Origin of the sequence: Methylomonas sp. (assembly GCF_023228165.1) — a bacterium.
In the GTDB taxonomy this organism is placed as follows: Bacteria; Pseudomonadota; Gammaproteobacteria; order Methylococcales; family Methylomonadaceae; genus Methylomonas.
In genome coordinates, this window is sequence record NZ_JALOBS010000039.1 from 4,273 (window position 1) to 15,694 (window position 11,422).

Sequence of the window (11,422 nt, forward strand, 5' to 3'; positions counted from 1 at the left end):
GCTTTTATGACGCCGGAGAAGCAGGCCATGATGCAAGGTACAGGCGACATGCAAATGGCGTTGATGTTCCTACTCGGATTGGACTGGCAGATCGCCCGTGATTGGCAAGCTGTTCGCGATCGCGAAAAGACCCTAGATGAGCTGAAAAAGGCGGCCGGAACCGGTGCGTTCGGTTCAATCATCGGCAAGGCGGCAGACTTGCGCACTGACCTTACCATTCAGGAAGCTCGTCTCAAGAAACTTCACGCAGAAGTTGAGACTTTTCAGATCTTGCCGGAATACCGGGAACTGGAAGTCGAAAGTGCCACGTTAACCCGTCAGCTAAATGAGTTGGCCAACGCCAACACTGTCGACTTCTCTGCTATCCGCGATCTGCAAAGCGCGCTCACCTCCGAGGTTCCTCCTGACCTTGAAGACCTCCAGGCAGTTTATCAAGAAGCAGGCATTGTGCTTCCTGGTTTGGTTAAGCGCCGCTATGAGGACGTGAAGAGCTTTCACGAATCGGTGGTGCGCAATCGTAAGGACTATCTGTCAAGTGAACTCGAAGCTGCCAAGCTACGCATCGAACTGCGGGATAGTAAAAAGGCACGGCTCGACCAGCGGCGAGGTGAAATCCTAGGTATTCTCAAGAGCCATGGCGCGCTCGAACAGTTCCTCAAGCTGCAAGGGGAGCTGGGACGACTGGAATCCGAAGTGGAATCGCTAAGACAACGCTTCGAAGCAGCGGAGCAACTCGAAGGTACCAAGAACGAGCTGGAGATAGAGCGCAATCGCCTCATGATTCGCTTGCGGCGCGACTTCGCGGAGCAGAAAGATCGACTGGCGGAAGCCATTGTTGCCTTCGAAGAAACCTCTAAACGCTTGTATGAATCGGCCGGAAGCATGACAGTCGATGAAACCTCCAACGGACCGATATTCAAGTTTCCGATGCAGGGCGAACGCAGCAAGGGCATCAAGAATATGCAGATTTTCTGCTTCGATATGATGCTAATGCGTTTGTGTGCTAAGCGGCAGATTGGGCCGGGATTTCTGATTCATGACAGTCATCTATTTGATGGCGTTGATGGACGCCAAGTCATCAGTGCATTGCGTCTTGGCTCAGAGATTGCCCGAGAATTCGGCTTTCAGTATATCGTTACGATGAATGAAGACGACGCTTTCAAGGAAGTCAGCGAGGGCTTCGACCTTAACGATTATTTGCTGCCTAACCATTTAACCGACGCCACCGAAGACGGTGGATTGTTTGGCATAAGATTTGGGTAGGCTAATAAGGGGGCTGATTAAACCTATGGGCTTCCTCTATACCCGTTTTTGCGTATTGGCCAACAGCACGTTGACGGCATAGGCGATAACAAAAACGCCCACCGGTACGGCTTGCGGTGGAATCGGGAACGGCAAAGTCAAGCTGACCAGCAACAGATACAGCACGCCCAGAATCAGGTAAAGACTGTAGCGATGTGCCATGGGGCTTGGATAATCGAAATTGGTCTGGCTGATCTTGCGCCGCACCAGTCCGTCGACGACAAACGGCAGCAAGGCGGCTGCCAGGTACGGTAACCAGATGCAGGCTGTGGTCAGGCGCTTGATCATCTGAAAGATCGTGTCCCACAGCACGTTCAGTCGACTTTCGATAAAGGGAAACAAATCGTTGCGCCCCACATCCTCGAAGCCTTTGGACATCTGCCGTTCGCGCTCGGTCGGGATGAAGTAGCGGAACACACTTTCTCGGATACCGGTGCTGACGAACAAACGGTCAAACCAGCGTTGCGCGGTGTGGCTGATTTGAGATTCTTTATCGGCGCCAAAATAGCCGATCATCATCCGGTCTTCGGCGCGCTGCAGTTCCCGCGTCCAGCGATCCGAAACGAAACTGGCCACCAGAATCACTTCCAGTAGCCACAGCATCAGGCTGAACAACAGATTGCGGGTCATGAGCCGGCGCCTTGGCGATCCCGTTGTCGATCGAATTCCGACCGCAGTATCGGCAAGCGGCCTTTGACGATGCGGCCGCCGGATAATTTGGCGATGTAATGCAAGTCCGGCAGTTGTCCGAGTAACTGCGGGGCAAACAAATCGCCTTCTTCTTCCATCAGTCGTTCGCCGACATTGCCGGAAAACACCGTAGGATTGGTCGCGCTAGTGGCTACGCCTTGGGTGCGCATGATGTATTTCAATCGGGTTTTCGGCAGATTGTCGGTTATGTACTGCTGTGTTTCACTGTCCATGATTCGCAGCGCGATCAGATTGTTGACGTTACCTAATACCTGACGGGCTTTATCCTGGGAACCGGTACGGGCGGCAAAATCGGCAAAGGTTTGCGTGGCGATGAACAGCCTAATCTTGGCGCCACGGCCTTTGTTCAAGACTTGAATGAAGGGATCGTTGATGACTTCGGCGGCCTCGTCGACGAACACATTCACCGGTCTATCCGAGACGCCGTAGTTGTAACGGTCGCCGGCGACGGCCGCTAAATCCGCCAACAAAATCGAACCAATCGCACTGCCCACCATGCCATCCGATAACGAGTCCAAACCGATGTAAGCGACTTGGGCTTTTTCGATGATGTGGCCGGTATTGGTAATGGGACGCAAGTCATCCACGTCATGCGGATTCGGCGATAGCAAGGGTCCCAAGGAACCCGAGGTCAGCATATTCATGATCGGAATCAAGGAGGCGACCATCTTGCTGAAGTGTGCTCGGTCGTGTTCGAACAAGGACAACAGGCCTTCCAAATCCAGATTGGGCAATTGATACTGCACGACCTCCCGGTAAAATCGCACCAGGCCTACTGCTTTGGAATCGATGTCCTTGGCATTCTTCAGGTAAAGCCGCGCCTCTTGCCGCCAATGGCCCAGGTTATTATCGAAATAACGTTCCAGGGCTTGAATCACCAGCGTCGAAGGGCCGCCTTCCAAATAACGGCGCAGTTTGACCAAGGTTGGCCGTTCCTCGATCACCATCAAGCCTTGAATCACGTTATCCAGTGATTTTTGCCCAAAGGCTTTGAACGGATCGTTACTGCTTTCACTGGGCGAAATGGCGCTGATGCGGCTGGCGATTTCCGAAGGCCGGTTGAAATTGTGCAAGGGATCGAGTCGTACGCTGTCTTCCGGAAACGCCGGGTGGAAATACACGAAACGATCCGGGCGCTTGGCCAAGGCGCAGGCGCGTTTGGCGCAGACCATCAAATCCTTGTCGCCCTTGGGGTCGATGATGATCACCGCCTCGCCCCGCAACACAGCTTGCGTCACCAACACGTCAAAAGCGCGGGTTTTGCCGGCACCAGTGGTACCGACCAGCAGCGTATGGCCGGCGGTATGCTGTAAAGGCTGGCGGATGTCGCTTTCGGATACTTCCAATCCGTGTATCCAGGCCGAGCCCATGCGCTGATGGTCGCTGGGTATCAAGGTCGAGACATCGCGTTTCAAAATCTCATAGGCCAATTGCGCATGTTTTTGCACCCAATCGAATCCCCAGCCGAACCATAAGGCCTCAGGGTTCCGCTCCACCATGGCTACCAGCTTCTCGGCATCCAGGTATTGGAATCGAAACTGGCGCAACCGGCGTTTGCGGTACCAGAGACTGATTGCCGGCGACAGCCGCCAACACGCCATGACCTCACACGCCGTCATCAACCAGTCGAACGGCTCACGCGGCAAGCCTGACCAGCGACTGGTAAAATGCGCCAATCCGGCACCGCCCAACCAGCCAGTGATGGCATACACCTCAAAGATGGGTCGCCAAGGAAATTGGTAGTCGTAATCGGATTTCATGGTTTGATCCGTACTTTGATGCCTTGCCCCCGCCCCATCACTTGGCAGTCAGGATGCTGACTGATTTCGCGTAGGAACTCGTAGCGTTTCAAGTCGGGATGAGCGTCCAGGTAGACCCCGAGTTCATCATCAGACACAGTGATCCAGTCGTCTTGCTGATCTGGAGACCTGCGCAGAATTGAAATCCACGCGCCCACCGCCGGAAAATCTTGTCCAGGTTGAACGTGCTTAATGTCGTCGTGAGTGCTCGGTTTGGCGGAAATAGTGACCGTTGTCGACGTTACCGGAGGCTCTGCCGGTTGTTTCTGGCTCCTTGGTTTGGTTTTGCTGTCTCGCTGCTTGGTGGGCTTTTGAACGGTCGATGGATTGATTGGATCGATACGATTGTCTGGTTTGACCTCGGCGTTTTCAGTGGGAAATGTATTTGAAGTGTCATTAGACGGTTGAGTCGATAAACCGCCTATCATGCGCAATAACATCTGCGCTGGTTCCGCGGCCAGTTGTACGACGCGTTGCGGCCCTAGGGTTTGCACTTTACGCATCGGAGACAACAAATCGGTTACTAACCAGTTTTGATCGACCAATCCTTGAATGAACACATCGCTTTCGATCTGAAGCTTTTGCGGAACGTCTGGAAACAGGCAGAACCATTTGCCTTGTCTTTCGAAGATGTCTCCGGCCCATGGCCACAGACCCTGAGCGATCCGTGTCGCGATTTCGATAAGCCAAGCGCCGGCCAGGCCATGATTGCTGAGCCATAAGGTTTCTGGAACTTGGATGGATTGCGTTTGGATTTGCTCAGTTACGATTTCCACTTGAGAGTCGGCTGAAGACTGGGCATCGTCATCCACACTCGGCGTGCATGCGTCCTCGACAAGGGTGGTGGTTTTGTCGGTTTCACTGGCCTCCGATTCAACCTGCATTGCAGGGGATAACGGGACCTGCTCTTGGACATTGCCATCGGGAAAGACAGCCAAGTTTGGCATTTCGCGGTCGGTTGCTGGTGTCTGTGAAACCTGCTTGGGTTTGATCGGTTTGCGAGGTTTTACCGCTACTGACTTTTCGGGCAATGCCTGGTCGTTGGTTTCGGGTTGAGTTGGCGTATTACGATCCTCATCCTCGACTTCAAATCCTTCGATCGCGGCCGGCGGCTCATTGCTGAATATCGACTCCAACGATGCCAAACGCAGCATGTAAAATACGGCGTCCAAGTTATCGGGTCGCATACGCCAATAGCGGTACTGGCGCCCCTCTGCATCGCGTTTGGGAATGGCCAAACCGCGTTCGATCAAAATATCCGCCAAGGTATCTTCATCGCGCGGAATACCGGGCACTTTGTCTTTGGCCAGCAAACCGACTATGTCTTGCGCACCGGTACGCCAGACAATATGCACACCGGATTGGAATCGCCATACTCTGGCGCCTTTGTCGTTGACCAGCCACTGGCCGGATTTAATCAAGCGCCGCATCGCATCGAACAGATACCGCTCGACCGGCATGCCCAACGCCGCATCGACCGAATGCGCATGGGTCTTCAAATCGCGTTCCACGCTTTTGCAGTCAGCGGTAACCACTAGCTCGTAGAGTTTGCTACCGCGATCCAGTCCATGCAACGTTTCCAGTAGCGCTTGCATGATCTCGGGCCCCGGTTCCAGCAGGTAGGCGCGCGACTCACGCGTCAGCACCCGCTCGATAACCAGTGCCGAAAACTGTTGGTGGCGCTTATGACGGTTCTCTCGCCAGCGCAAAAAATAGCGATCGATACGGTGTTGTGCCGCCCAGTCGGTCAAATTTTCGTCGCAGGGATTCCAGGTGTGGTGACCCTGACTGTCGGTGACAGCGATGTCGGACACAGGTTTACCGATATCGTGCAATAAACCGGCAAAACACACGGCCAATCGCCAGCGCGGCTCCAAGGTTTTGCGAGCCTTGGGTGTGGCGTCGGTTGCAAACAGAGAACCTTGCGCAGCTAGCGTTGCCCAATGCGCGACTTCGAGGCCGTGCCGAAACAAACCGCCGGCGCCGCGATGGTGATGTGATTCGGAGGCCGGTAACAAGTGACTGAATGCGGCATAGCGGGTAATGACTGGCAGTGCAATCGCCTGATACAACGCATCCGGCAATGCCAATGCCTGCTCGATCGATTGAATCAGCTCGCTTTGGGTGGCCAGAATACGCTCTACCGATGCCGCGGGCAGCCCCTTCATGAACGGCGGATAGCGTGGAATCTCCTCGCCAGACGATGCCGGCGGTGCACTGGCCAAAGCCGATTTGTCGCCCCAAAGACGCTGACTGATACGTTGAATGAAAGATGACGGGGCGTTTTCCATGACGCCGCATAGTGACATAAAATTTTCCGACCCTTCCTGCAATAAAGGTCAAATTCGACCTTTATTGCAGGACGATCTGAAAAAATTGTTATTAATGTACTGCGCTTTCTAATTCGTCTGGAGGCCGCATGAACATTGACAGCATTTTCCCCTATCGTCGCTTTTTTATCCCGATATTTGCCCTGGTGCTGTGCACCGCTTGCTCAACGCCAGCCGCACGGGATGAGCGTGTCGACGAAATCGTGATCGGATCGATGATGCTTGATTCCAAAGGCCCCTGGCGCTTGGACAGTGCTTGGCAGGCCGGCGGAATGGGCGGTTCGGCGTTACGGACGGCGTCGATAGAGCATGTCGTCAGTCAAGTGGATTTGCCCAGGCCGCACACGGATACAGATTCCGCAGTGACTGCAAAAGGCAAAGAAACGAGTCCGAACCAGAGTGCTCCCAGCGTGCCGTTCGGCGACGACCCGTCTCGATTAGAACGCGCTTGGCGCAAGTATTGTCATCATCAACTCGATTTGACCGAAGCGGAACACGACCTGATCGAGAGTAACCCGCCTCCAGTAACTTCGACATTCCGGCACTGCGATCCACGCAGCTTGAAAAAGTGAGGATGGTATGACCCAAAATACCGGCACATCACTGACCAATCTGACTGAACGCTTCCAGTCATTGACTGAGCGAAAGAAAGCCCAACCCCGACGCGTTGAGCCGTTAGCTACGCTTCCCAGCTGGCCAGCCGCTATGCGCGGCACGCCGAATGCCTGTTTGCGCAGTGCCTTGTTTGCTGGCGTGCAGGGTAATGAGCGGATTGCGTACAAAAAGCGTACCTTACTGGCAGCGGTCGATGGGATCGAAGTTCGTTATCTCGGCGTTCAGCTCAATCAGTCGGATCTGGACGTCTGGATGCAGATCGTCCATTTGTCCAGAACGCAATTGCCTGGCTTTAGCGTAACCTTCAGTGCGCACGCGTTGCTGATGGCGCTAGGCCGTTCGACCGGCAAGAGTCAGCACGAATGGTTGAAAGAATCCATGGCGCGTTTGGGCGGTGCCTTCGTCGAAATTACCTATAACGGTCGGCAGACCTTTGGTGAAAAAGGCTTCTTGCGCTACCACCGCGACGAAGTGACCCAACGCTATGTGGTGGAACTGACCGAATCGATGCTGCGACTGTTCGAAGAGGGATACACCCATATCGAATTCGAACAGCGGCAGCAATTGCGTAAACATCCACTGGCGCTATGGCTGCATGGCTTCCTGTCGTCGCATGCCGCACCGTATCCGTTGAAACTGCAAACGCTTTACCAACTTAGCGGCAGTAGCACCAAAAACCCCCGCGACTTCAAACTACGGATGCGAAAAGCCTTGCAAGCTTTGGTCATGATCGGTGCTTTGGAGAATTTTGAAATCAATGAGGATGTCGTCAAGGTCAAAAAACAACCGACGCCGACGCAAAAACGGCATCTTGAGCTCAATCAACACTGAACAAAAAGGCACGGCATTCGACTGACGCACTTTTAGCCCGGTCGATGCCACCCCGACACGGCATTCGGCTGACGGGCACACGGCATGCGACTGACAGAGGCACGGCATTCGGCTAACAAGGTAACGGCATTCGACTGACACCCCACGGCATTCGGCTAACGCAAAGCACGGCATTCGGCTGACAAAACACACGGCATTCGACTAACGCTCGGTCAATTTTTTGAAATCGCTGCAAGACACGATTGACGTGGCCTGCAGCGATTTTCAACGACTCGAAAAAACGGGTGCTAATCTATTTATAATCTTTTTTTAATCTAAATATAGGACCGCTGCCCTGTGGATAACTTTGGGCCTTGGCCTTCCAATCAGCAGCGTCATCGACACTCAGCGCAAACCTGTTTCCATGGCTTTTTGAAACTGCAAATAGGCATCGCGCAGTTTGCCTAGCATGGCCATTTGCTTACGGATATCGGCGAATTCGTTTTCCAAGGTTTCTACCAGTTGCTGTTCCCAGTCGGGCTCACCCTTCAATATCCGCTGCAAGGGATAGTGATAGCCAGGACCTTTTTTCAGGTATTGGCAGATCGGTTTATTCTGACCATTTTGGCGCAGGGTGGCCATTCGGTACCACTCGATGCTAAATGACAGCCGACTTTCACGGCGCCGAATTCTAAGTCCAATACGGCCGCGCTCTTTGGTAGCCACGTGTTGGTGTCGCTGATTCAATTGTCGCCAGTAATCATCCACCAACATGCGGGCATGGGCATGCAATTGCTCGGCTTTGTTCTCCAGCCAGGACAAGACGACAGCATCAGTCGGCAATAAGGGTTCTTTCTCGATATCGTCGCTTTTCATGAATTTTCCTAATACTTAACTTCAGGGATTTAGAGTGATCGTCCCTGAGGGATTTTTGGGGGGATTTTCCGGTATGACACAGGGCTAGAGCTAAAAACCTGTACAGACACACCGCCCCTGCGTCCCTGAATGATCAGGGATTCAGACAGTGAAAAATCGCCAGGTTGGCATCGATGTTCCCTGGTAAAGGGGTTATCGGCCTATCCCTGTTCAGACACGGCGCCTAGCGAATGGCTGAAAAAGTTTGCCGAATGTCCCTGATAGATCAGGGACATGCCGAACGGAAATCCTGCACAGGTTTATGAACTGAGTCTGATCACAACCTGTCGCGGATTCTAGGAGTGGGAAAAGCCTGCGGCCTGACAACAAAGGCCAAAATTGCCCTTTATTGCAACCAAGGTAAAAAAATTTGCCCTATCTTGCATCTTGGGTCGAATTTGACCTTTATTGCAGACGAGTAGCCTGTTGACCGGTGTGACAATAGGGCTATGAACCCATATCCCGCCGTATTGCTGATGGTACTGACGATGTTGCTGCAAGCATTGCCCGCCAGGGCCGATGAGGCTGTCGACATGCCGACTGTGCCATATTTCGAAGACAAACAACGCGGCTGGTTTTGGTATGAGGTGTTGCCGGAGCCGGTTAAAAAATCCCAACCCGAAATTCAAGCTGATCAGGAAAATCCCAAGCCTGACGGCAAACCGTCCAGCGTCGTTCAGGCTGAAATTGAACTCAAAACTCAAGCCCATCCTTCTGCAGAACCCCAGCCACTGTCCTCCGCCTGGTTGAAGCAAAACCTCGAGCATTACCTGAACCAGGCGATCGACGATCCGAGTCCCGAGAATGTGGCCGCGTTTTATTACCTACAGCGGGTGATGATGGATAAAGCCGAGCGCTTTACCAACGCCGCCCGTTACGTGGTGATGTCCGATCCGCAACTCGATGAAACCGTGCGCCGACCGGTAGCGACTTATGCCGCCAATGAAGCCAATCATCAGGCCGGCGTGGTGGCCGAACGCGCCTTGAAGGCGATTGCAGCGCAAGCCGGCATTTTGTTTTTCTTTCGATCCGATTGCCCTTATTGCCATGTGCAGGCGCCGATTCTGGCAATGCTGGAAAACGCTTACGGCTTCAAAATCTATCCGGTGTCGCTGGATGGCTTACCGATGCCGAACGGCTTTTTCAGTGAGTTCAAACGGGATAACGGTCAGGCCGCGATGTTGGGGGTTGAACAAACCCCAGCGCTGTTTTTGATGAAACCGCCCAAGCAAATCGTACCGTTGGCGCAAGGCGCCTTGTCGTTGGAGGAACTCACCGGTCGGATTCTGCTGGCCGCCAAGGAAGCGGGTTGGATCGATGCCTCCCAATACCAAACCACTCAGGGCATCCGTAACACTCCGATGTTGTTACCGGCCGCCGGTAGCATCAGCCCTGCGGTCACTCAAGATCCACTGTCACTGATCCAGGCATTGCAACGTAGTGCGCAAATGGGGAGTACACCATGATTTCGTTTTCATTTCGATTTCGCTACCAATATCGCCAGGTATTAGTATTGATTCTGTTGGTTGAGAGTGCCGTTCCGGCCTATGCCGACCTGCAACAGGAAATGGATAGCATGTTCGGCACCATGACCAATTTCACAGCACCAACCGCGCATTTGGGACAGCGCCGTGGCGTGATTACCGGCGGCAGTCTGGTGGCGCGCAATGGCATCACCAATACCAACCTGGTCTCGTTCGTGCCGCCTTCATTCAGCGCCGGCTGCGGCGGCATCGATTTGTTCGCCGGCAGTTTCAGTTTCATCAACTTCAACCAGTTCGTGCAATTGATGCGTAACGTAGCCGGCAATGCCGCCGGTTATGCGTTTCAGTTGGCCGTCGGTGCCATGTGTCCTTGGTGTGCCTCGGTGATGACCGACCTGCAAAAGAAAATCCAGGAGATGAATCAAATGTTCAGCAACTCCTGCCGTTTAGCTCAGGGCTTGGTCAACGACACGGTTAAAGCTTTCGATCTGCAAAGCAAAACCAACCTATCCAATGCCTCATTTACCCAAGGCATTTCGGATGTATTTTCCAGCTGGACCAATACCAGCACTCTGGGCGATCCGGTACAGCAGATCAAGCAGAACGACCCCGCCGACATGACCAAGATCATTCAAGGCAATTTGGTGTGGCGGGCCTTGGTCAATCAGAACGCTGGGGGATGGTTTCGCTTCGGCGGTAACAGTTTGCTGGAAGCGGCGATGAGTATATCCGGCACCGTAATCGTCGACGCCCCACAAGCGGCCCCCGACGGCAAGGGCGAGAATAATGCCATCAGCGCGCCGCCGCCGGTGTTGCGGATCAAGGATTTGATGTACGGCAATGACGCCGGCAACAGCTATCAGACCGTTAGGTTGTATACCTGTTCGGATGGTCACGATGCCGATCAGTGTCTCAAACCCATTGTCCAAAACGTCAATTTGGTCGGCTTGAAGCAGCGGGTAATGGACATCCTGCTGGGTTCGGCGAATTCCGGCAACGGCCTGATTTACAAATTCTCGACCAACTCTGGCCAGATCACCGACAGCGAAAAAGCCTTCATGCAAACCGTACCGGATGCCATCGGAGGCATGATCCATAACCTGGCACGGGAAGATGCCGGCATTGCCAAACTGTGGGCCGAAGAAGCCGCACCGGTGATTGCCCTGGAACTGGCGCAATTGATCGTCAACGATTTGCTCAATGCCGTGCAGACCGCCGCGCACATGAACGACCACGCCTATGCTAAGTTGTTGATGGACGCCTTGAAGGATGCCAGGGAGCAGATCCAGGACGAATACGTCACCATTGCCGGCCGCTACGGTAATTCGCAAACCTTGATGGCGTTTTACCAGCAATTGATGACCACCGTGAAGCCTAAACACTATGGCACCGTGGCGCAGTTGCCGGCTTCCGGGATGGCTTGGCCAAGTCCTTAATATCTCCTTCTCACGTTCAC

The 11,422-nt window shown here is 53.7% G+C and carries 9 protein-coding genes; 5 read left to right on the forward strand and 4 right to left on the reverse strand.

Annotated elements, in window-relative coordinates; translation table 11 throughout:
* Window positions 1-1,263, forward strand: a 1,263-nt coding sequence (locus M0R33_RS20970; RefSeq protein ID WP_292573898.1) for an ABC-three component system protein, incomplete at its 5' end; no start/stop codon positions are given.
* 36 nt (window positions 1,264-1,299) lie between these two features.
* On the opposite strand, the gene M0R33_RS20975 is transcribed toward M0R33_RS20970, so the two are convergent.
* From M0R33_RS20975 to mobH, 3 genes are read right to left on the reverse strand one after another with little or no spacing between them, the layout of a single operon-like run.
* Complete coding sequence (locus M0R33_RS20975; RefSeq protein WP_292573900.1) at window positions 1,300-1,932, reverse strand: DUF4400 domain-containing protein; 633 nt, start codon at window positions 1,930-1,932, stop codon at window positions 1,300-1,302.
* A complete protein-coding gene (traD, locus tag M0R33_RS20980) occupies window positions 1,929-3,773 on the reverse strand; it encodes a conjugative transfer system coupling protein TraD (protein ID WP_292573902.1) in 1,845 nt (614 codons plus the stop codon). Before traD ends, M0R33_RS20975 begins: the two co-directional genes overlap by 4 nt.
* The gene (gene mobH, locus M0R33_RS20985) at window positions 3,770-6,121 is read right to left on the reverse strand and encodes a MobH family relaxase (protein ID WP_292573904.1); all 2,352 of its coding nucleotides are present in this window, start codon (window positions 6,119-6,121) and stop codon (window positions 3,770-3,772) included. The genes traD and mobH overlap by 4 nt, the downstream gene beginning before the upstream one ends.
* 110 nt (window positions 6,122-6,231) lie before the next feature.
* On the opposite strand from mobH, the gene M0R33_RS20990 reads away from it, so the two are divergent.
* Together M0R33_RS20990 and trfA are read left to right on the forward strand one after the other, a co-directional pair.
* Window positions 6,232-6,714, forward strand: coding sequence for a hypothetical protein (locus M0R33_RS20990; protein WP_292573906.1), 483 nt, complete (start codon window positions 6,232-6,234; stop codon window positions 6,712-6,714).
* Between the two features lie 7 nt (window positions 6,715-6,721).
* A complete protein-coding gene (gene trfA, locus M0R33_RS20995; protein WP_292573908.1) occupies window positions 6,722-7,588 on the forward strand; it encodes a plasmid replication initiator TrfA in 867 nt (288 codons plus the stop codon).
* A 384-nt stretch (window positions 7,589-7,972) separates the two neighbouring features.
* Here the strand turns inward: trfA and mobI are convergent, their stop codons facing one another.
* Window positions 7,973-8,443, reverse strand: a complete 471-nt coding sequence (gene mobI, locus M0R33_RS21000) for a conjugative transfer protein MobI(A/C) (RefSeq protein ID WP_292573910.1) — start codon at window positions 8,441-8,443, stop codon at window positions 7,973-7,975.
* A gap of 488 nt (window positions 8,444-8,931) precedes the next feature.
* Here mobI and traF point away from each other — a divergent pair, with 488 nt between their 5' ends.
* Both traF and M0R33_RS21010 read left to right on the forward strand, forming a co-directional pair.
* The gene (gene traF / locus M0R33_RS21005; protein ID WP_292573912.1) at window positions 8,932-9,948 is read left to right on the forward strand and encodes a conjugal transfer protein TraF; all 1,017 of its coding nucleotides are present in this window, start codon (window positions 8,932-8,934) and stop codon (window positions 9,946-9,948) included.
* Window positions 9,945-11,402, forward strand: coding sequence for a conjugal transfer protein TraH (locus M0R33_RS21010; RefSeq protein ID WP_292573914.1), 1,458 nt, complete (start codon window positions 9,945-9,947; stop codon window positions 11,400-11,402). The genes traF and M0R33_RS21010 overlap by 4 nt, the downstream gene beginning before the upstream one ends.
* Window positions 11,403-11,422: the final 20 nt, after the last annotated feature.